General features: G+C 47.4%; 17 protein-coding genes and 1 pseudogene. 11 read left to right on the forward strand and 7 right to left on the reverse strand.

Features of this window, described 5'->3' with window-relative positions; all coding sequences use genetic code 11:
- Window positions 1-130 (forward strand): annotated as a pseudogene (locus I8U19_RS17255) (IS256 family transposase); the annotation flags it as partial.
- 463 nt (window positions 131-593) lie between these two features.
- Here the strand turns inward: I8U19_RS17255 and I8U19_RS07825 are convergent.
- Window positions 594-800, reverse strand: coding sequence for a helix-turn-helix transcriptional regulator (locus tag I8U19_RS07825; protein ID WP_033100198.1), 207 nt, complete (start codon window positions 798-800; stop codon window positions 594-596).
- A gap of 358 nt (window positions 801-1,158) precedes the next feature.
- Here I8U19_RS07825 and I8U19_RS07830 point away from each other — a divergent pair, with 358 nt between their 5' ends.
- Window positions 1,159-3,345, forward strand: a complete 2,187-nt coding sequence (locus I8U19_RS07830; protein ID WP_198055626.1) for an RNA ligase — start codon at window positions 1,159-1,161, stop codon at window positions 3,343-3,345.
- A 135-nt stretch (window positions 3,346-3,480) separates the two neighbouring features.
- On the opposite strand, the gene I8U19_RS07835 is transcribed toward I8U19_RS07830, so the two are convergent.
- Both I8U19_RS07835 and I8U19_RS07840 read right to left on the reverse strand, forming a co-directional pair.
- Window positions 3,481-4,383, reverse strand: coding sequence for a prohibitin family protein (locus I8U19_RS07835; RefSeq protein ID WP_198055627.1), 903 nt, complete (start codon window positions 4,381-4,383; stop codon window positions 3,481-3,483).
- A 37-nt stretch (window positions 4,384-4,420) separates the two neighbouring features.
- The gene (locus I8U19_RS07840; RefSeq protein WP_198055628.1) at window positions 4,421-4,570 is read right to left on the reverse strand and encodes a hypothetical protein; all 150 of its coding nucleotides are present in this window, start codon (window positions 4,568-4,570) and stop codon (window positions 4,421-4,423) included.
- Window positions 4,571-5,224: 654 nt separating this feature from the next.
- On the opposite strand from I8U19_RS07840, the gene I8U19_RS07845 reads away from it, so the two are divergent.
- Both I8U19_RS07845 and I8U19_RS07850 read left to right on the forward strand, forming a co-directional pair.
- A complete protein-coding gene (locus I8U19_RS07845) occupies window positions 5,225-6,430 on the forward strand; it encodes an ATP-grasp domain-containing protein (protein ID WP_033100201.1) in 1,206 nt (401 codons plus the stop codon).
- A 110-nt stretch (window positions 6,431-6,540) separates the two neighbouring features.
- Window positions 6,541-7,719, forward strand: coding sequence for a DUF819 family protein (locus I8U19_RS07850; RefSeq protein ID WP_198055629.1), 1,179 nt, complete (start codon window positions 6,541-6,543; stop codon window positions 7,717-7,719).
- A 42-nt stretch (window positions 7,720-7,761) separates the two neighbouring features.
- Here I8U19_RS07850 and I8U19_RS07855 read toward each other — a convergent pair whose 3' ends face one another.
- Window positions 7,762-9,090, reverse strand: a complete 1,329-nt coding sequence (locus I8U19_RS07855) for a DNA recombination protein RmuC (RefSeq protein WP_033100203.1) — start codon at window positions 9,088-9,090, stop codon at window positions 7,762-7,764.
- A gap of 318 nt (window positions 9,091-9,408) precedes the next feature.
- On the opposite strand from I8U19_RS07855, the gene I8U19_RS07860 reads away from it, so the two are divergent.
- The 3 genes from I8U19_RS07860 to I8U19_RS07870 all read left to right on the forward strand — a co-directional run bounded on the left by I8U19_RS07860 (window position 9,409) and on the right by I8U19_RS07870 (window position 15,009).
- Window positions 9,409-13,053, forward strand: a complete 3,645-nt coding sequence (locus I8U19_RS07860; protein WP_198055630.1) for a dynamin family protein — start codon at window positions 9,409-9,411, stop codon at window positions 13,051-13,053.
- Between the two features lie 127 nt (window positions 13,054-13,180).
- Window positions 13,181-14,353, forward strand: a complete 1,173-nt coding sequence (locus I8U19_RS07865) for a M23 family metallopeptidase (protein WP_198055631.1) — start codon at window positions 13,181-13,183, stop codon at window positions 14,351-14,353.
- A gap of 128 nt (window positions 14,354-14,481) precedes the next feature.
- Window positions 14,482-15,009, forward strand: a complete 528-nt coding sequence (locus tag I8U19_RS07870) for a phosphatase PAP2 family protein (protein ID WP_033100204.1) — start codon at window positions 14,482-14,484, stop codon at window positions 15,007-15,009.
- A gap of 148 nt (window positions 15,010-15,157) precedes the next feature.
- Here I8U19_RS07870 and I8U19_RS07875 read toward each other — a convergent pair whose 3' ends face one another.
- Entirely contained in the window at window positions 15,158-15,466 is a 309-nt protein-coding gene (locus I8U19_RS07875) for a hypothetical protein (protein WP_198055632.1), read from the reverse strand.
- A 192-nt stretch (window positions 15,467-15,658) separates the two neighbouring features.
- On the opposite strand from I8U19_RS07875, the gene I8U19_RS07880 reads away from it, so the two are divergent.
- On the forward strand, window positions 15,659-16,981 hold the full coding sequence (locus I8U19_RS07880) for a helix-turn-helix domain-containing protein (protein WP_198055633.1): 1,323 nt from the start codon (window positions 15,659-15,661) through the stop codon (window positions 16,979-16,981).
- 60 nt (window positions 16,982-17,041) lie between these two features.
- Here the strand turns inward: I8U19_RS07880 and I8U19_RS07885 are convergent, their stop codons facing one another.
- Window positions 17,042-17,458 carry a DUF1885 family protein gene (locus tag I8U19_RS07885; protein WP_198055634.1) on the reverse strand — a complete coding sequence of 139 codons (417 nt, stop codon included), beginning with the start codon at window positions 17,456-17,458 and terminating at the stop codon, window positions 17,042-17,044.
- 240 nt (window positions 17,459-17,698) lie between these two features.
- On the opposite strand from I8U19_RS07885, the gene I8U19_RS07890 reads away from it, so the two are divergent.
- The 3 genes from I8U19_RS07890 (at window position 17,699) to I8U19_RS07900 (ending at window position 18,951) form a co-directional block, all read left to right on the forward strand.
- Window positions 17,699-18,139, forward strand: a complete 441-nt coding sequence (locus I8U19_RS07890; RefSeq protein ID WP_033100208.1) for a hypothetical protein — start codon at window positions 17,699-17,701, stop codon at window positions 18,137-18,139.
- Window positions 18,140-18,370: 231 nt separating this feature from the next.
- On the forward strand, window positions 18,371-18,673 hold the full coding sequence (locus tag I8U19_RS07895; RefSeq protein WP_033100209.1) for a DUF3055 domain-containing protein: 303 nt from the start codon (window positions 18,371-18,373) through the stop codon (window positions 18,671-18,673).
- Between the two features lie 149 nt (window positions 18,674-18,822).
- Window positions 18,823-18,951: a GapA-binding peptide SR1P gene (locus I8U19_RS07900; protein ID WP_081943747.1), complete on the forward strand. Its 129-nt coding sequence runs from the start codon at window positions 18,823-18,825 to the stop codon at window positions 18,949-18,951.
- Between the two features lie 117 nt (window positions 18,952-19,068).
- Here the strand turns inward: I8U19_RS07900 and I8U19_RS07905 are convergent, their stop codons facing one another.
- Window positions 19,069-20,523 (reverse strand): aminotransferase class I/II-fold pyridoxal phosphate-dependent enzyme, encoded by a 1,455-nt coding sequence (locus I8U19_RS07905; protein WP_198055635.1) that lies wholly within the window; start codon window positions 20,521-20,523, stop codon window positions 19,069-19,071.
- Window positions 20,524-20,594: the final 71 nt, after the last annotated feature.

The raw sequence follows: 20,594 nt of genomic DNA on the forward strand, positions 1-20,594 counted from the left end.
GCTGGGAGCACTACTGATGGAAGTGGACGAAAAATGGGCCAGTGGTAGAAAGTACTTGGACATGACCGAGTACTTGGAGTGGCGAAAATCCAAAGAAAACCCTCAGCCAAAAGTCACACGCATCAGTTGAACGCCGACTTTTTCTGACCGTGGAAATTTACACATAATTTTGGACTTGATCTATCTTTCGTATTTATTAAGCAAACATTGTTTTGGTAAAACGCTGGTCAGTTTCTCTTTATGAACAATGTTATTAAAGAACAAATAAAAAATGTACTAACTACATAAACCAATAAGTAGTCAATTTGTATCATTGTTTCATGATAAATATACTTTTTCACAACCATATAGGCAAAAAACAGAAAATAGGATAGAGTCAAAATTATTTTTGAGATTTCCCCATTAGAAATCGTACTCTTTCATCAAGTTCGGGGGAGTTTGTTCGTGTAAAGCGGAAGTATCGATAAAGCTCAGCCGCAATAAGCCCGGCTAGAAGACCTGTTAAAATACCCCAGTTAAATTGTTGTTTGACAAGACTGACGATAAAAAAAGCAAAGAATACACCAAGGAGACCCCCAAAAAAATAATTGTTTTCATCTTTGATCCTCCTTTAACCAAAATATCTCTTCAACTTGTTTGTTAAAGTATTTAGCAATACGAAGTGCCAGCTCTAAACTGGGATTGTACTTATTTTTTTCAATCGCATGAACCGTTTGCCTGGTAATACCGAGATCTTGTGCCAACTTGAGTTGAGATATTTGCTTTTTCTTCCTTAACTCCAGAATACGATTGGTAACCATAAAATCACCTGAAATGTAAAACATTGTTTACATTTTGAATATAACCCCAAGATGTATAGATGTAAAGAACTATTTACATTTTTTCTTACAAAACACCGGGGCATGCCTGTTGAATTATCAAGGAAATCGTGGTTGGAGCCGTTCCATTGTTTCAGATAAATGATCCGGTGTTCAACAACATTAGATGCACAGGTGCGCACAGGTTTTATTTGGGGGAGAATACGGGGTGAAAAGGAGACGAAATGAAGAGGATTCACAGGAGCACAAAGCCGCTTTCGTTGGATGGGAAAAGGGTTTAATATAGATTTGGACGTTTTTTCTTATCACTCATTTACATCAATCGATAGGAGAATAATCGATGCGGCAATTAGTGCTCATGATGGGGGCTCCGGGAGCCGGAAAAAGTACATTTATAAAAGAAAAAGGACTTGAACCATACACGTTGTCACCTGATACCATTCGTGTTATGTATCAGAATCCGGTTCTTACCAAAGATGGCGTAACCCAGATCACATCGGCAAATGATAAAGTTGTATGGGAGTTCCTGTTCCGGGTATTGGAAGAAAGGATGAAGCGTGGGGACTTTACCATTGTGGATGCCACGCATTCGACAGCTTCTGCCATTAATCAATACAAGGAGCTTTGTCAAAAGTATCGATATCGTTGTGCCGTTGTGGATTTCTCCAAGGTTCCGTTGGATATTTTGTTGCGCCAAAATTTAGAACGGCCTGTTTACAAACGTGTTCCCGAGCTTCAAATCATGAAGATATATGAACGCTATCAGCAGCTATCTGTTCCCGGGTGGGTACAAGTCGTTCAGCCTGCGGATTTTGATGACTTTATCCGGTTTAAGCCTCTTGACTTTTCCAAATGGAGGAAAATTCACCATATTGGCGATATTCACGGGTGCTATGATGCTTTGGCGGAATATCTCAAAAATGGCCTGAAAGAAGATGAGCTTTATATCTTTTTAGGCGACTTTTTGGACCGTGGCCCTCAAAACGCGGAAGTGATGAAGCTGATGCTGGAGATATACAACCAGCCAAACGTCATTCTGATCGAAGGGAATCATGAACGTTATATCTGGTCCTATGCAAACGGGGAAGAAATCGGATCCAAAGAATTCAAAGAAAGAACCCTTCCCGATCTCGAAAAAGCCGGCATCAGCAAGAAAGATCTTCGTCTGTTCTACCGTCGTTTACGCGTCCTCGCTTATTATACTTATCATGATAAAACGGTATTGGTCACCCATGGTGGTCTGTCGGCTTTGCCAGGGAATTTAATGTTTATATCTGCTGAGCAGATCATTGACGGAGCCGGAACTTTCGATTTGGATATTGATGAGATCTGGGATCGGAATACCGGGAAGCAATTTTATCAAATTCACGGGCATCGGAACTTGTATCGTCTGCCTGTTTCTGCTGCCATTCGATCTTTCAATCTGGAAGGACAAGTTGAGCATGGTGGTCATCTTCGTGTAGTGACATTGACTCCAGACGGATTTCATCCCATTGAAATAAAAAATAACAACTATCTTAAACAAGAAAAACATATTCCTGAGTCTCTTCAAGAAAATAAGCTGACCGTTGAAACATTGTTGGAATACATGACGAATCACAAATTGATTCAGGAAAAACAAGTGGCAGAGAACATTTACTCTTACAACTTTTCAAGAAAGGCTTTTCAGAAGGCCGCTTGGGATACAGTGAATGTGAGAGCGCGCGGTCTTTTTATCAACAAAAAGACAAAAGAGATCGTCAATCGATCCTACAATAAATTTTTCAATATCAATGAGAGGCCGGAAACAAAGCTGGCCCGTTTGGCAGAAACTCTGCAGTTTCCCGTTTCCGTTTATACAAAGCCAAACGGCTATTTGGGAATGTTGGGATATGATTCGGAAGCGGGGCAATTGGTTTTTTCGTCCAAATCCGAGCTGAGAGGGCCATTTGCCGAATGGTTTAAAGAGCTTTTTTATCAAACATGCAATGACGAAACAATCAAAAGTATGGAAGAAAAGCTGAAAGAGGGGTTCAGCTTTGTATTTGAAGTGATTCTTCCCGAAAAAGATCCTCACATCATCAAGTATGACAGAGATCAGTTGATTTTGCTTGATGTTGTTTATCGTACTCCTGCTTATAACAAATTGCCTTTTCATGAAGTAAAAGAGCTTGGTCAGACCTTTCATATTCCGACGAAGGAATTGGTCACCACTTTTGACAGCTGGCTCGACTTCTACTCCTGGTACAAAAAAATCACTTCCGACTATTCCATTGAAGAAGAGGGTTATGTCATTGAAGACGCCAAAGGATTTATGACCAAGTTAAAGCTCCCTTATTATCTCTTCTGGAAACAGATGAGAGGAGTGAAAGAGGCGATGGCACACAAGCATGGGCGCAAGATTGATCACGGGCGTCTCTATACTCCTCTTCACATACAGTTTTACAACTGGCTGAAAACACAGGAAATGGAGGATATCAAGAACGCAAGCATTATTCAGCTTCGGGATCAATTTTATCGGGAGGTTGGTGAATTTTCCTGTGTTTAAAAAGGCCGTCCGGCTTTTGGGATGAGATGGCAGGGGGCAATCCTCTGCCGGATTGTCTCGCCAAGGTGGTTTTGGCGATGTTCCGGATCCTGCGGAAAAGAAAATAAACCCCGCCAATAAAGCGGGGCAAACGGACTATTTTTTCTCGCCGGCCGCAGAAGGGATCTGGATGAGCGGGCTTGCGCCGCCTTGGACGGTCGGCATTTTGCCATCCCATTTCTTGATCCATTCGTACTGGACAATGGCCGGAGTGAGCGATTGTTCCAGAATGCGGTTGGCCTCGGCCTGTCCCTGTGCCTGGATGATCGCCACTTGTTTCTTGCCTTCGGCTTCAATTTTGTTATTGATCACTTCCTGTTTTTTATTGGCTTCTTCCCGTTTCAAATATTCCTGGCGGTTTTGCGCATCAGCGATGGCCTGGATCGTTTTCAGCGTGTTGGAATCGATCCGCACATCCGACAGGGAGAAGCTTTCCAGGATAATTCCGTCTTTTTTAAGAATATCGCCGAGGTTTTTTTCAATTTCTTTCGTCACTTCCTCGCGATGTTCGGAGTAGACGCCGAGGACGCTGTATTTGGTCGTGACCGATTGCATTACCGTTTTGAGTTGGATTTTCATATAGGTGTCTTCGATATCCGGGGCCTCGCGCCGGCGGAATTTGGTGAAGATATGCGGCAATTTATCCGGCTCCATATGATACGAATAAACGACATCCACGTTGACGGATTTGCCGTCCGAGGTATTGACATCTATGGATCCATCCCTTGTTTCTCCTTCATGCGGATTTTTGGTCAGGTAGACGGTTTCCGTGGAGACCGGGTACTGGGTCACGCTCTCCCAAGGCCAGTGGAATCGCAGTCCCTGGTCAAGCACTGTTTGTTTCAGGCCGCCATTCAGGCTGAATACCACTCCTTTATAACCTGGTTCAACGACGGCTGTGCAATTGGCGATCAGGATAAGCAGAAAGGACATCCCGATCAGCACTGCAATAAAGCCAATCCATCGCTTTTTTCCACTTCCGCGAACAATCGGGGTCATTTTCTTCCACCTCAATCTAGTTTTTTCGATTTCATTTCTATTGCTCTTCCGGTTTATCAGGATGGTTCTCATCCTGTTTGCTTTTGGGGGTCAGAACTCTGATTACCCAATTTCCGATCTTTTCGTAGTAGGGGATGAGCAAAATGAGCAAAACGCACAGGATAAACATGATCAATAATGCAGGCATGCTTTTCCTCTTTTCCGGGGCGATTTGCCTCCTTGGTTATTTATAAATAAAAACATATTACAATAAATTAATTATATGTTGCAGAGAATAATACCTGCCAGAAGAGACATTGTCATAAAAAATTCATAAAAAACTGCTTGTCAAATGGGAGGGAATAAGGTAGAGGCCATAGTCTTGATTTGAAATCATGGCAGGGTCGATCCGAAAGCGGGCCTAATGGCACATTCCATGTTTTCTTCGTTTTGGATGGAAGCTGGCTGCCCGGAAATCCCCTTGTTTCGACCGCGGTTTAGCCGGCGCAGTTTTTGTTCGACTGTCTGTTCATGCTGATTTCGGCTTTTTCATTTGTTAAAAAAGAAATCGGCATTTTGTAAATTTTATAATAAATGAGGCTGATTTTTTTTAATGGAAATCGTTGTGGAAATGCCCATCTTTAATGGAATATCCGGGATGATAAAAATTATTGATTATTAATGATTTTATTGACACAAAATTATGTATTTTATAATATTAAAAAGAACAACTTTTTTGAACTGGAATGTGAGGTCCTCTCAGACGGAAAGGCACGACCGGTCAGCCGCCGGATTTCGGACGGATGGATTTACTTCCCGACTCTCACCGAAGATCTTCTGATACCAAAAAGGGGGAAGTTCCTTGAGCATTTTAATTTTTAATCGTCTGCCTTATTATGATGCTCCTTATGAAAAGTGGTTGGAGGACCTGAACGAAGATTTGTTTTTATTGACGTCAGATCAGCTAGGCAAGGATTTTCACGGCTTTAAACAGGTATTTGCTTTCGATCGTTATGATTTTAACAATTCCGTCGAGTTTACGGCTTTGCAATTGTACAAGCAGTCACCTTACAGACGGGTGATCGCGACGGCGGAGAGGGATATTTTGCGCGCAGCCTATGTTCGCCATTATTTTGGCTTAGAAGGCCAATCTTTGCAAAGCGCGATTGCCTTTCGCGATAAGGTGAAGATGAAAGAGATCCTGAGTGCGGCCCGAATTCGCGTCCCGGCTTTCCAGCGCGTTGATTCTGTCGTCGATCTTTACGAATTTATTGAAGAGCAGGGATATCCGGTGGTCGTTAAACCGGTTGACGGAATGGGTTCTCGCAACACGACGGTTTTGGATTCGGATCAGGATACGATGGAGTACCTGGCCCATGGATTAAGCCCGCACCTGGAAGTGGAGGAATATATCGAAGGGGAAATGTATCATATTGACGGATTGGTACTGAATGGACAGATCAAGCTCATCTGGCCTTCAAAGTATCTGAATCATTGTTTGGCTTTTCAGGAAGGAAAATATTTGGGAAGTTATCTTTTATCTCCAGAAAACCCCTTGACAGCCCGTTTGCAATCTTATGTTTCCTCGGTTTTGCGAACTTTGCCCACCCCGACTCATACCACTTTTCATGCCGAAGTTTTCCATACACCGCAGGATGAACTGGTTTTGTGTGAGATCGCCTGCCGCACGGGCGGATCGCGCATTTGTGAAGAATACCGGCAAGCATTTGATGTGGATCTGACCAAGCTTTCCATACAGGCGCAATGCGGGTTAAGCGTTGATGTTCCCGAGCGTGTCGCCAGACGGGAAGGGCCGAAAACCCAGTTTGGTTTTATCGGGATTCCGCCCAAACACGGGGTTTTTCGCCTGGCGCCACGGCGGGAGGATTTTCCGGACTGGGTGACGGAATATCGGGTGTTGGCCAGACCCGGACAATATTTTACCGGTGCGCATACCAGCGTCGATTATGCGATTACGCTGGTAGTATGCGGCGACTCGGAGGCACAGGTATATAGCCGGTTGGAAGAAAGTGCCCGGCTGGTTGAGCAAAAATGGGTTTGGAACTGAAAAAAGCAGCAGGGGAAAGGAAGGCCAGTCAAATGGCCTTCTGTTTTATTTGTAAAAATTGCACTTCTATTATAGAATTGTATAAAAATTTGCACCAGGGAGGAGTACTTGTGACAAAAACAGCCCTGATCATGAATCCGGCAGGGGTAGCCGCAGTTCTTGCCGTTTTAATCGCGATCTCCTTCTGGCTGGATCGATGTTTTCGCTTTTTTTCCTACTTGGGAACCGCGATTTTGGTGATTTCCGGAGGGGCGATTTTGGTAAATCTCGGCATTATTCCTCCGTCGATTGCCCAAAATCCGGACGATTTAAATCCGGTTTATCAATTTGCCAATGATTATTGCGTCCCGCTCTCCATCGTCTTGCTCTTGATATCCGCTGATCTGAAAAGTTTGCGCCATATGGGAAAACCGGCGTTGATTTCGTTTGCTTTGGCTTCTTTGGGAACCGCGGTCGGGGCGATCATCGGCGTTTGGGTGACAGCGGATGGCATCGGGGCGGAAGCGTGGAAGATTGCCGGGCAATTTTGTGCCAGTTATATTGGCGGCGGAGTCAATTATGCAGCCGTGGGGGCAGCGTTTCATACTTCCCAGTCGATGTATGCGACAGGTGCGGCGGCCGATAATATCATGACAAATCTGTGGATGGTGGCGACGGCGATTCTGCCGAGTTTGTTGCGCAAATATTATTCCTCCGTTTACCAGCCGGGCCGCCATGTGGAGAAAGCGGAAGAAGATTATCAGAAAAAGAAGGAAATTTCCATTTACGACATGGTTATCCTGGCTGCAGTCGCTTTTGTGGTTGTGGCTGTATCCGACTGGCTGGCGCCCATTATCAACAAAGGGATCGGATTTGAAATTCCATCGGTTATCTGGTATACGACTTTTGCCATTCTGATCACCCTGTTTACACCGATGAACAGGGTAAACGGAGGAGCAGAGTGGGGCAATTTTTTATTGCATTTTTTCTTTGCCACGATGGGCGCGGGAACCATTCTCAGCACTCTGGTTGACAAAGGGCCGGTTGTCTTTTTGTTCCTGGTGATATTGGTAGGGATTCATGCCTTCATCGTCTTTGGCTTTGGCAAATGGTTCAAAATTGATGTCGAAGTGCTAGCTGTGGCGAGCCAGGCTACTGTTGGCGGACCTTCCACCGCTCTGGCGCTGGCCTCATCCAAACGGTGGGTTTCACTGATCACACCGGGCGTGTTGATGGGGTTGCTCGGCTATGCGATTGGAAACTATGCCGGGATCGCTGTCGGGAATTGGGTGAAGTTGCTTCTCCATTAATGAGAAATACCCCCGATCCTGCAAAGGCCGGGGGCTTTTTCCCTATTCTCCGCCGGGGCCATCCGGCAATGCGGACAGAGAAGCTGAATCGAGGCTGGGCAAGTTCTCCACCCGGTCCAGCTTTTTCTTCATCGTTTCCGTTTGCTTTGTCGCCTGACCGATCGTTTTGCTGGCTTCATCCAGTTTGCGTTGCGCCTTTTCCAAATAGTTGCCGAATTTGAGCAGATCCGTTTTCATAATGCCAAGCCAGCGCCAGGCTTCGGTGGTGTGTTTTTCAATGGCCAGTGTGCGGAAACCCATCTGCAAGCTGTTTAAAAAAGCGGACAGGGTTGTCGGCCCGACAATCGCCACTTTAAACTGCCGCTGTACCGTTTCCCACAATCCGGGCCTCCGCAGGATTTCGGCATACAACCCTTCGAGGGGGAGAAATAAAATGGCGAAATCAGTGGTGACCGGCGGATAAATGTATTTGTCGCTTATTTTTTTTGCTTCCTGCTTAATGCGCTGTTCCAGCTGTTTTCCCGCCTCATTGATCAGCTCCGGATTTCCTGCTTCCTGGGCTTGAAGCAAGCGCTCATAATCCTCCAGCGGAAACTTGGAATCAATCGGCAGCAAGACGGGAGGAGAGCCTTCCTGTTTGGCCGGCAGTTTAATGGCGAATTCCACATGTTCTTTGCTGTTTTTCTTGATCACGGCATTTTTTTCATATTGGTCCTGGGTCAACAGCTGTTCCAGGATGTTTTCCAGTTGGATTTCCCCCAGAACACCGCGGCTTTTCACGTTGGACAACACTTTTTTCAGGTCGTCAACCCCGGCCGCCAGATGCTGCATTTCTCCCAAACTTTTATGTACGCGCTCCAATCGGTCACTTACCAGTTTGAACGATTCTCCGAGCCTTTGTTCCAAGGTGGCGTGCAATTTTTCATCGACGGTCTGTCTCATTTCTTCCAGTTTTTTCTGGTTCTCCGTCTGAATTTGCGCCAGTTTCTCCTCCACTTTGTTTCGTAACTGCTCCAGCTTCTGTTCGTTCATGGCGGTGAGATCGCGAAGTTGACGGGAAAAGGAATCAAGCAGGTTTTTCTGCCCGGATGCGACATCTTGAATGGTAGTGAGCGTCGATTTGGTCAACAGGGAAAAAGACTGTTGCAATTCTTTGCGGTTTTCGAGAGCGGCATGATTGGCTTCCTGCCGGTGGTATCCCATTTCTTCGCGCAATGTCTTTTCAGTTTTTTCCTGTGCCAGCAGCAGCAGGCGCAGTTGCTCTTCGATCTGCTGCCAATCACTTTTGGCGGAGTTATGCTGCCGGAATAAAAAGAGACAGAGGATGATCCCGTTAAGCAGAAGAGATAACGTGGCAATCCATGTGGCCATCCAACATCACACCTTTTTGTGGGAATTTTCCTTCTGTTAATTATATCGAGAACCGCGCAACCCTTCATTAACTTCCCGATCTGTATTAAGATAGAAACGACAGAAAACACCTGTGTTTTGTCAAATACAGCCGGAGGGTGAAAATAAATTAAGCAAATCGGGGGAGGGAACACCGCGATCCGGCTATGATCCACTTTCAATGAAGCCCCGATGAGCTGACTGACGCTGCCATAGACTGAAAATGCGAGTCCTGCCGTTTCGGTATAAACGGAGAGGGTTATCAATCCGGAACATTGCCACAAAAGGAGTATTCAGGGAATGATTGAAACAGCACACAGAGAATGGGCACAGCGATTGGCCCGGCTGGAGCGGGAGTTTGAGCGGAGCGGAGATGAAGAAAGACGGTTGAAGGGCATCGATTTGCTGCGAAAAACGGTGCAAGGGGAATGGTCGATCGCTTTTTGCGGCCATTTTTCCGCCGGCAAATCCACTTTGCTCAATCATTTGCTCGGAGAAGATCTGCTTCCGACCAGTCCGATTCCCACCAGTGCCAACGTGGTGAAAATCACGGCGGGTGAGAACCGGGTCAAACTGTTTCTGAGCGATGGGCGAATTCATGCATACGATGGGACTTACACTGATCAAGAGCTGAAAGATTTGTGCAAAAACGGCGAAGAGATTTTAGCCGTGCACATCCAGCGTCAAACCAACCGCTTGCCGGCCAAAGTGGCGCTGATGGATACACCGGGCATCGACTCGACGGATACGGCTCACGAACGCGCCACCCGCTCTTCGTTGCACCTGGCGGACGTGATTTTTTATGTAATGGATTATAACCATGTGCAAGCGGAAGGGAACCTGGAGTTTATCAAACAGTTAATCCGCCGCCGAAAGCGCGTTTATCTGATCATCAACCAAATCGATAAACACCGGGAAGAGGAACTGTCCTTTTCCGTCTTCTGCCAAAATGTGCAACAGTCGTTTGCCGATTGGGGTGTGAACCCGGAAGGGGTTTTTTACACGAGCATGCGTGATCCCCTCCATCCTCATAACCAGTTTGCCGAATTGAAAAAACGGATCGGGGAACTGATCGGACGGAGGTTTGAACAGTTTGACCAAACGATTCGAATTGAAGCGGAACAATTGCTGAAAGAGCATATGCGATTTTTGGAAGAAAGGGATCGGGAACAGCTGGAAAAATTGGCAGCCAAGCAGGTGCAGCCCGATGGGCCGGAAGGATCGCCGGAAGCGGAAGCGCAAGAGCGGCGAAAAGAAATGGTTCAGTTGAAAGAAGAAAAACAGTCGATCGAGCGCTCATTTGATCAGGGGCTGGAGGCGGTATTGCAAAATGCCTACCTGATGCCCTATGAAGTGCGCGCTCTGGCTGAACAATATCTGGAGACGCAGCTCACCTCCTTTAAAGTCGGCTTTTTCTTCTCCAAAGGGAAAACGGAGAAGGAAAAAGAGCGGCGGACGCTTGCTTTTCTCGAAAAACTCGGGCAGACGGTTGAGACACAGCTTGATCTTCATGTAAAGCAATATGTGGTGCAATTTTTGAAAGAGCATCACCTGTATACTGAAGATCGGGGAGAGAGAATTTACTCTTTTCGCGTTCATCTCGATGCCCCGCTGCTTGCGCAGACGATCAAGCCCGGGGCGGGGTTTGGCGGGAACTATGTCTTGACTTATACCGATGATTTGGCAAATAAGCTGAAACAGTTTTATCGCCAGGCCGCACGTTCCTGGTTCGGGTCGGTTAAGGAGGAACTGGAGCAGCGGTTTGCGGAGCGGTTGCAGCAGCTGGAGCGGCGGATGAGGCAACTGGCCGAGTGGGAAAACGCTTTATCGGAAATCAGGCGGATCAAGGAGGAGCACAGACAGGAGGAGGAGCGCCTTTTGAAGTTGATCCGCGGGGATACCGAACCCGGTATGGTTGAAATTCCCCGAGAAGCGTTGGAGGAACAAGTTGTAATGCGAAATGAGCGCTTCCTGCCGCAGCGCGAAGAGGTGACTGAGACGAATGAGTTGCCCGGAGAGAGAGAATCAGGAAAGGGAAAGGAACGGGCGACCGCTCATCGGATGGACAGCGTGCTCGCTCAAGTACATGCAGCGGAAGAGCAAATGAAGAGGATTCCGGGATTAACAGCGATCGTGAGAGACCTGGCCCGGAAGCGGGAGCGACTTGAACGCCGGCAGTATACAGTCGCCTTGTTCGGGGCTTTCAGTGCCGGAAAGTCATCTTTTGCCAATGCCTTGATCGGAAAGCCGGTACTGTCGGTTTCCCCCCACCCGACCACGGCGACGATTAACCGGATTTGTCCCCCGACGGGCAGGCATCCGCATGGACAGGCCGTGATTACCTTTAAGACGGGCGAGCGTTTATTGGATGATTTGCGGCAAGTGTACAAATTGGTACAGCAGGAGGTGCGAACGCTGGAAGAAGCGGTTGCACGCATCGGAACGCTGCTGGACGAGTCTGCCTTCCAGACGGGGCAAAAGACGACTTTGCCTTTTCTCCAGGCGGTGAGGGACGGATTTTCCACGATGAAAGAGCACCTGGGCGGCACACTGACGGTCAAGGCGGACGCGATTGAAGAATTTGTTGCCAGGGAAACCAAATCCTGCTTTGTAGAGTCGGTGGATCTTTATTACGATTCACCACTGGCCAGACAGGGAATTACCCTCGTTGACACGCCCGGAGCCGATTCAATGCATGCCCGCCATACGGATGTTGCTTTTCAGTATATCAAAAGTGCCGATGCGCTTTTGTATGTGACTTATTACAATCATCCCTTTTCCAAGGCGGATCGTGAGTTTTTAATTCAGCTGGGGCGGGTTAAAGATGTTTTTTCCCTGGACAAGATGTTTTTTATCATTAATGCCGCCGATCTGGCCGCTTCGCGGGAGGAACTGGCACAGGTGGAGGACTATATCCGCAGGCAACTTTCGGGTTATGGAATTCGGGAACCCCGTCTCTTTTCACTGTCCAGCTTACGGGCGCTGGCGGAAAAAGCGGGCGGGCGTCAGGATCCGCAGATGGAGCGGTTTGAACAGCGATTTTCCTCTTTTATTCTGGATGAACTGCGGGTGGTGTCGATTCGCGGTTTGACCGAAGAGTTGCGGCGTGGTTCCCGCTTTCTCCGCCATCTGCTGCAAACCGCCGAAGCGGGCCGCGAAGCGATGGAAAAGCGGAAAGGGGAGTTGGCTGACGAACGGGACCGGGTGCGGAGAATCATTCAAAACAGCAGGGATCAAGCGTTGGCCCATGCCTTGGGGCAGGAAGTGAATGAACTGCTTTATTATGTCAAACAACGTCTGTTTTACCGATACCGCGACGAGTTTCCGGAGATCTTCAACCCGTCGGTTCTGAGAAGCGATGACGGGCAGATCAAACAAAAACTCCGTGCCTGTGTGCTCCAGATGGTCGATTTTATGCGCCGCGATTTGCTGCAGGAGCTCAGGGCCACTTCCTTGCGCATGGAACGATGGTTAAACGACCGGCAAGATGCATTTATGGCGAATCTGACAAACAACTGCCTGGCTGTGAACGGTGAAATTCCTTTGGTGCCGGAGCGGGAAAGCTCGTATCCATCACCCGATTTCCCGGAGCCGCTCGCGGAGCTTTCGCTTGCTTCTTTTAAAAAGGCGATCTCCTGCTTCAAAAATGCCAAAACCTTTTTTGAGAAAAATGAGAAGGAGAAAATGCGGGAGGAGATGGAACAGGTGCTGGAACCGGCAATTGCCGCTTTTTTGGACGAGCAAAAGCGGTTGCTGACCGGATATTACCTGGAGGAGTGGCAGAAAAAAGAAGCGGAATGGAAAGAAAAGGCCATTTTGGATGCGGAGAATTATTATGATACTTTGCTGGGCGCTTCATCTGCACCGGAAGATTTGGATCTGTACCGGGAAACGGCATCAGGCCTTGCTGAGAATATTGCCAAGGTGGAGCGGTTGTTGTCCTGATTTTTGCTTTGCAACTTGACCGCAGGGTAGCCGAATTTTAAAATAATGAAAGCGTAACATCAGGCACTCCGGACAAGGAGTGCTTTCTTCGCATATCATTGCTTCCAAGATGCTGTAGGAGATGAAGATGAAAAAAACGTCACTGGTATTGATGATGTTTTGTCTGATCTCGGCAATTGTGTTTATGCCGCCGAGCAATCGCGGCTGGTTAAGCGAATTTGCCTTGATCTGGGGAATTAACGATGTTAAACCATTGTCCTACGATCATCAAAATAGCCAAAATCTTTCCGATTCAGGAGAAATTTTTTCTCAAAACCGCTCGTTCGATCAAATTTCGCTTTTCAGCGAACTATCAAATCAGGAAGAATTGCCGACGGTTGCACGCGATGACACCTTGTTCGTAAATCTCGGGGAAATCGCCGACCGCCTCGGCTTTCAGGTAAAGGTGGATGCGCGTGACGGCACAATTACCATCCGGCATCAGTCTGATACATTATCGATGGTGCAGGGAATCCCGGTTTTGAATTGCAACGGAATCTTTGAACCGATGGAACAAGCTCCTGTCATTCAGAACGGAAATGCCCTTGTGCCTCTTTCCTTCATGGACCGGGTTTTGCAACAGCAAGTGGTTGTGATCGGCAAAACCGCGGAATGGCAAGTGAATCCTGCGTCGATTCCGGTTTTTGCCCCCAAGCGAAATTTGCCCAAAATGTCGGCCCGGGAAATAGCCCGTTATCTGTCATTTCTCAGAAGCCCGATTCGCGGAGCGCATGTGAGCACGCACGATTCGCATCTTCCCGGTGCGCCCCGTACTTATCGTCACGGGGTACATGAGGGCTTAGACTGGTATACTTATGGAACAGGCGTTACGATCAGCAAACGGACTCCGGTTTATTCCCTGGCCGATGGAGTTGTGGTCAGAGCCGATGTTGATTATCAGGAGATGACGCCTGCAGAGCGCAACCGGTTGTTGGCTGTGGCCAGCCAAAGCGATGGGCAGACACCGGCCTATATTTTGGACAAGATGCGCGGCCGGCAGGTCTGGGTGCAGTACGGCAAAGGGGTAATGGCCCGTTTTGTGCACTTGAGCCGGATTGCTCCGGGGATCAAAGCAGGGCAGACGATCAAAGCAGGCCAACTGATCGGCTATGCCGGCAATTCCGGAACGAGCGACGGTGTCAAAGGCAATGACCAGGGGGTTCATTTGCACCTGGATCTGCTGCTTTACGGCGAATGGTTCTGGAATGGCTACACCGTGCAGGAGCGCCGGGAAATATTGGATAAAATTTTCGACAAATAAATGACAGGAGACCCGGGGTGTTAATCGTTCGAATATGATTAACACCTTATTTACTATCTCTTTCATTTCATAAGTTATCATGGTATTATACAAAAATGTCACGTCTTGCACGGGCAGAGGTGAGGCTGTTGAAAAATCTGGCTTCTTGGTTGATTCGATCGGATCAGTTTTTGATCCAGCTGGTTAATTGTCAGTGGAAATGCCGTCTGTTTGATTGGTTGATGCCCCGGGTTACCCATTTGGCCGGTCCGACCGCGACTATCGGTTTTTTGATGTTCTGGTACATGTTCATGCCGCGCACTGTCAAGTCGTGGGCGCTTGAAGGTTTTATCGCACTGATCGGCAGCCATGTGGTTGTTCAATTTTTTAAAAAATTGATGCCCCGAATCCGTCCCTATTTGCGGCTGGCCCATTTGCATACTTTTCCCAATCCCCTAACGGATTACTCTTTTCCGTCAGGGCATACGACAGCGGCCTTTTCCATCGCCGTCACATTTATGTTTCATTCGTCACTCTGCGGGGGAGTACTGTTGCCGTATGCGATCCTGATCGGTTTTTCGCGCATGTATCTGGCGCTGCATTACCCGACGGATGTATTGATCGGATCGTGTCTGGGCAGCGGCTTTGCGGCGGGAACGGTCTATTTGTTCGGGTAGTATTGAGGGGCTGTCAAAAGACGAAGGGGACTGCCGCAGCAAAGCATTGCGGCAGTACAATTATTCTTACCAAATCGTTTTAATTGTGCTACAATTAGACTTGGACTGACTTCTTTTGCCCCATTTTCCGTCTTTGTGGGGCTTTTTTCTATCCAAATACATCTGCCGCTTTGCCACCGATATAGGTGACGGTGTCACTCAGCTTGACGGCAAAACCATCGGTGAAATGAATTTTAATTTCCTGGTTGTTCCGGGTGTGAAGAATGACCTGAACCGGAGTTTGCGAAGTCGGGGTAAAGGAAACCGACATTTGCACGCTGGTTTCTTGTGATTCCTGCCCGGGACGACCCACGGGACTCATAGATTCCAATCTTACTCTGTACTGCGGCTGGGATGTAAGATCAAAAATGAAAGGGTGAAGTTCATGGGGTTTCCCCATTGCAATTAATTTCAGCATCTCTCTCTCCTTTTTTGAATTTTACAGAAGATTTCTTATTGTGATACGAGTATACAACCGGAAAAAATTTATGTCAATTGTCTTTTTGTCGTTGGAATATTATTAGATGTCAAAAATGCGCAGAGAATTGAGATGCAATTTTTATTTTTTCTTTATGGTTGCAGAAAATGCAAACGGTAACGAGGTGGAAAAATGGATTACATTCATCCAATCCAGATTGGCGAGATTCTGCGCAAACGGAGAAAAGAGATGGGATTGAGGCTGGAGGATTTGGCCGACGATTTTATTTCTCCGTCGACCATCAGCAATATTGAGCGCGGAATTACCTATGTCAACGAAGATAAAGTGAGGTATGTCGCAGAGAAGCTGAATATTAACCTGGATCAGATTCATGATTTGATTGCCAAGGAAAAACAGGAAGAGGCGCACATGGAACTGCAGCTGGCTGCCATTGAGAACATGATCGATTTAATGAGTCCGGACAAGGGGCTCGAACGCTTGCGTAAACTTGATGTGCCCAACAATCATCTTTTATCGGCAATTGTTCATTTTTTGCGCGGAAAGATTTATTTGCAAAAAAGGAATTGGGTGAAAGCGCAAAATCATTTTTTGGAAGCGATCCGCATTGTCGACCAAAAGGAAGAATGGCTGAAAACCAATATCAAGGCTGCGAGCTACCATGAACTGAGCCGCATCGCTTTCAGCAACCATGACCCGGGGCAGGCCCTGCGCTACGTGAATGAAGGACTGGAGCATTTTCAAGCCGGAGGGGAACGGGCGTATTATATTTATATTCTGGAAATCGCCCGCATCACCTATCTGAACGAATTGGATCATATTGAAGAAGCGCTGCGGAGAATTAATCAAATTTGGGATGAAATCCATCATATCAAAAGCATCGAAGTGGTGCTGGAGCTTTATAAAGTGCGGATTTCGATCCTGAGAAAGCTGAAGTTGTATGAAGAGGCGATTGCCTATGCGCATCAGGGGATCGAAGTGGCGCGCATCAACAAAAAAACAGAGCAGTCCTGCGAGCTCTGGAGCAGGCTGGGCACGATCTATCTGCTGCAACATAAATGGGAAGAAGCGGAGAACTGCTTTCGCACCGCGTTGAGTTTGCAAGAAAAAATCAAGTCCGACCATATGAAGATCAAAGCGCATACATACCTGGGCCTCGCGTATCTCGAACAGGATAAGGACGAAGCGGCGGCGGAGACATTGCTCGAAGCGCTCGCAATCAGCGACCGCACGCCGCATCCGGAAATTTACCGGGAATCGTATATCCTCATGGGCGATTGTTATGTGAAGCAAGGAAATACGGCAGAGGCGATCAAAATTTATGAAAAAGCGCTGAAAATGGCGCAGAAAAAGAAGGATTATGAGCAGGAACGAAAAATTGTCCTTAAGTTGGCCCGTTGTTTTGAAAATGCGGACAAGCAAAAATTTCAGATTTACCTGGAGCAGTTGTACAAGTTGGATATCAGGGAGCATGCCAAAATGCCCATTGCCTTTTGACCGGGTTGTGAAAAAAGACCTCCAGCCTCTCCGGCGGGGGGTCTTCTTTTTGCGGGCGGGTTATTTTCGATCATTAAAGTACATGGTGCGTCCGTTAAAGAGATGCAGTTCTCCTTTTAGCTGCTTTGCCAGGAATTTGCCGTATTCATTCCCTTTGGCTGTATCCCCGTGGGTCGCTTGATCGGGTAACACAATTTGAATATAGGGGATATTCGTTTCCGCCTCCTTGGCGACACCGACGATCAATCCGTAATAGTGGCTCGGTTTTTTTCCTTTCAGGAGCAGATAAGGAATCCCGTCCTGCTCGCGTTCCTGAAGATCGTAAGGAAAAGCGGCTTCCTGGTAGCCCCAGCCGAGCTGTTTTCCGGTGAGCGACACCATCTCCTGGTAGTAGAGGAACAGTTTTTTCACTTCCTCAAGGGATATGTCTTCTTGTTTTGACCCTTTTACCAACTTTATGTAGGCGCTTTTGCTCAAAGCAAATCTCTCCCATGCTCGCTTTTTTTGCTCCGACTGCAACTAAAATAAGTTTATATCATTTCCAATTGTCAGACAAGGGAAGGGCAAGCCCGTCGTTTCATCATGGCCTGCGCGCCGGGAAGTCTTGACGATGAATCGCGAAGAGAACAGTTTTAAAAATATTGGAAAAAAACGGCTTGCGGCCGTTGCGCACTTATGCTACACTTTGATGTAATTTACTAAGTTGGGGGAGTTTTGATGCGCAAGGCCGATCTTTTGGATGAGCTTCGCGCGGAAATTGGCGCCATGTCAGACAAATACAGCAGTGAATTGGAAAAATTATATCAATTTGTTTGTAATTCGTTATTTGACAACATGGCGGATTATCAATGGGTTTCAATTTACTTGGTGGAAGACTTCTCCTTCTGTCTCAAATTTGAGCGGGGGCAAACGGAATTGCCTCCGGTGATCCCGTTTGGGGAAGGATTCATGAGTTTGGCAGCTGCGAGAGGAAGCGTGGTGCGGGAACGGATCTGGAACCGGACAGAGGTATATGTTCCCTTTTATCACGGCCATCATTTGGTCGGGGTGCTGGTTGTGACGGGGACAGCCGGTGGAAATATCGACGATGAGGATATTTCACTCTTCTGTGAGTTGGCTTCATTATTTGAATCGAAAGTAAAAAAATGCAATTCTTAAATGCAAATACCGGTTTATTACCGAAAAATACAGGGAATAAAAAAACAGAAAAACCGCTTTTTGAAAGCGGTTTTTCATTCCGCTGTGGCAGGTTGGCCAGGATCGGAGGTTGCTGGTGGACAATTGTCTTAAGGTCCAATCCTGATCCTGCGGTTTTGTGTACCTTCTCTTTTGCGGCGCTTGCGAGATTTTGGTTTTGTTCTTCTAATACAAAAGCGAGGGGGAGAGGACATGAGTCTTTATGAACGCTTGTACGACGAATCCGAAAAAGCGAAAGTTCGGTTTGTTGGTTTTGTTTCCGAACAGGGTCGCTATGATTTTGGAATTGTCTACACGCATATGTTTTTTGGCAAGCCGCTGGTGGTTTGTATGCAGACGGGGCGCTCCTCATTGCTTTCGTTAGAAGATGCCGAAAATCTGGAATATTTGCAGAAGGTCTTTAATTTGCGATCGATGGAGGAAGCGGAAGAAATATCGATTTTTTTCAAAAACAACCTGCCAACCATTACCATCGATGCAGAAACGGAACATTGATGAAAAGAGCAAGTCTTCGGATTTGCTCTTTTTTATTTCCGCTTTGACAAAATTAGTATGTCATAATATACTATAAGTGACACAATAATAAAAGCGCTTTCATTCAAAGTGAATGACATAGATCGAAAATGGACAGAGGAGGATTTTTCATGGAAGCCATCGTCTGCCAATCCTGTGACAAAGTGATCGAGTATGTTGAAGCGGAGAAAGTGGGAACGCTCTACTCCACCTGCGACGGATGCGACCATCGGGAAGAAGAAAAAACCAATCGCCAATAGGGGGCCACAGATCTTATTTGATAAGAAAGACCACCGGTTATCGGTGGTCTTTCTTGTTGACGCATCCCAAAAAGGGGGGTTCGCCGGAGCCGGATTCTTTTCTTTGCCAGGCGTTAATTAACGAATGACGCGGATTGTCTTCAGTGTGGGATCTTCCGGCCCTTGTACGGGCAGTCCGGCTTTGATGTGTTCCACGATATAGCTGATATTATCTTCAGTGATCCGTTCGCCCGGGGCGAGAACGGGAATGCCAGGCGGATAGATCATAATGAATTCGGCGATGATGTGTCCGGCTGACTCGGCAAGGGGGATCGAGACCGTGTCGCTGTAAAATGCCTCGCGCGGGGATAAAACGAGTTCAGGTATTTCCGGGAGGCGGATATTCACCTGTTTGGTTTGCTCCGGTTGGTAAAACCGGCCGGAGAGATCTTTGAGCGCCTCAAGCAGACGGTCGATCGTTTCTTTCGTATCGCCGGGGGTCACCAGACACAGCAGATTGTACAAATCGCTCAATTCCACTTCGACATTGTGGCATTCGCGCAGCCACTTTTCAGCATCGTGTCCATTGATGGCAAAGTTTTTCAAGTGGATGAGCAATTTGGTCTCGTCGAGATCGTACAGGGCGTCACTGCCCAGCCATTCCTTGCCCATACACAGGAGGCCCGGGATTTTGTTGATTTCGCTTCTTGCATATTCGGCCAGTTCCAATGTTCTCTGAATGATCTCATAACCTTCCGTCGCCAGATAGCGCCGTGCTGCATCCAGGGAAGCAAGCAGGATATAAGAAGTGGAAGTGGTGGTCAGCATACTGATAATCGACTGAATCCGGCGCGGATTCACAAGGCCCTCCCGCACGTTTAGAACGGAGCTTTGCGTCAGGGAGCCGCCCAGTTTGTGCACACTGGTGGCGGCCATATCAGCCCCGCAATCCATGGCGGACATCGGCAGGCGTTCGTGGAAATGGGTCAGCACTCCATGGGCTTCATCAACGAGAACAGGAATCCCGTGCTGATGAACGAGATCGACGATTTCCTTGAGGTTGCCGGCCACGCCGTAATACGTTGGATTAATCACTAAAACGGCTTTGGCTTCAGGATGCTTTTTCAGGGCTTTTTCCACTTGGCACGCTGTAATGCCGTGAGCGATTCCCAGGGTTTCATCCATTTCCGGGTGGACGAAGATCGGCAGCGCTCCGGCGAGAATGATGGCGGATAAAACCGATTTATGCACGTTTCGCGGCACGATGATTTTATCCCCCGGTTCTGCAACCGACATGACCATCGTCATAATCGCACCGCTCGTTCCCTGTACGGAAAAAAAGGTATAATCCGCGCCAAAAGCCTCAGCCGCCAGCTTTTGTGCCTCGGCAATTATACCGTGCGGATGGTGCAAGTCATCCAGAGGTTCTATATTAATCAGGTCGATGGACAAGGCGTTGTCCCCGATAAAGTGGCGGAACTCAGGGTCCATGCCCCGACCTTTTTTGTGTCCGGGAATATGAAATTGAATAGGATTTCGTTGGGCATGTTCCTTCAATTTGCTGAACAATGGAGTGGTTCTTTGTCGATCCATGGGCGTTGCCTACCTTTACTTGAATTCATGCACGACCGATAGTATAACAAAAACGGCTTCGGAACAAAAGA

The sequence above is a fragment of the Thermoactinomyces sp. CICC 10523 genome (assembly GCF_016055105.1).
GTDB lineage: Bacteria > Bacillota > Bacilli > Thermoactinomycetales > Thermoactinomycetaceae > Thermoactinomyces_A > Thermoactinomyces_A daqus.

Coding starts and splice junctions, on each gene's coding strand:
- I8U19_RS07825 (WP_033100198.1), bottom strand. CDS start 800: ATGGTTACCAATCGTATTCTGGAGTTAAGGAAGAAAAAGCAAATATCT.
- I8U19_RS07830 (WP_198055626.1), top strand. CDS start 1,159: ATGCGGCAATTAGTGCTCATGATGGGGGCTCCGGGAGCCGGAAAAAGT.
- I8U19_RS07835 (WP_198055627.1), bottom strand. CDS start 4,383: ATGACCCCGATTGTTCGCGGAAGTGGAAAAAAGCGATGGATTGGCTTT.
- I8U19_RS07840 (WP_198055628.1), bottom strand. CDS start 4,570: ATGCCTGCATTATTGATCATGTTTATCCTGTGCGTTTTGCTCATTTTG.
- I8U19_RS07855 (WP_033100203.1), bottom strand. CDS start 9,090: ATGGCCACATGGATTGCCACGTTATCTCTTCTGCTTAACGGGATCATC.
- I8U19_RS07860 (WP_198055630.1), top strand. CDS start 9,409: ATGATTGAAACAGCACACAGAGAATGGGCACAGCGATTGGCCCGGCTG.
- I8U19_RS07865 (WP_198055631.1), top strand. CDS start 13,181: ATGAAAAAAACGTCACTGGTATTGATGATGTTTTGTCTGATCTCGGCA.
- I8U19_RS07875 (WP_198055632.1), bottom strand. CDS start 15,466: ATGCTGAAATTAATTGCAATGGGGAAACCCCATGAACTTCACCCTTTC.
- I8U19_RS07880 (WP_198055633.1), top strand. CDS start 15,659: ATGGATTACATTCATCCAATCCAGATTGGCGAGATTCTGCGCAAACGG.
- I8U19_RS07890 (WP_033100208.1), top strand. CDS start 17,699: ATGCGCAAGGCCGATCTTTTGGATGAGCTTCGCGCGGAAATTGGCGCC.
- I8U19_RS07895 (WP_033100209.1), top strand. CDS start 18,371: ATGAGTCTTTATGAACGCTTGTACGACGAATCCGAAAAAGCGAAAGTT.
- I8U19_RS07900 (WP_081943747.1), top strand. CDS start 18,823: ATGGAAGCCATCGTCTGCCAATCCTGTGACAAAGTGATCGAGTATGTT.
- I8U19_RS07905 (WP_198055635.1), bottom strand. CDS start 20,523: ATGGATCGACAAAGAACCACTCCATTGTTCAGCAAATTGAAGGAACAT.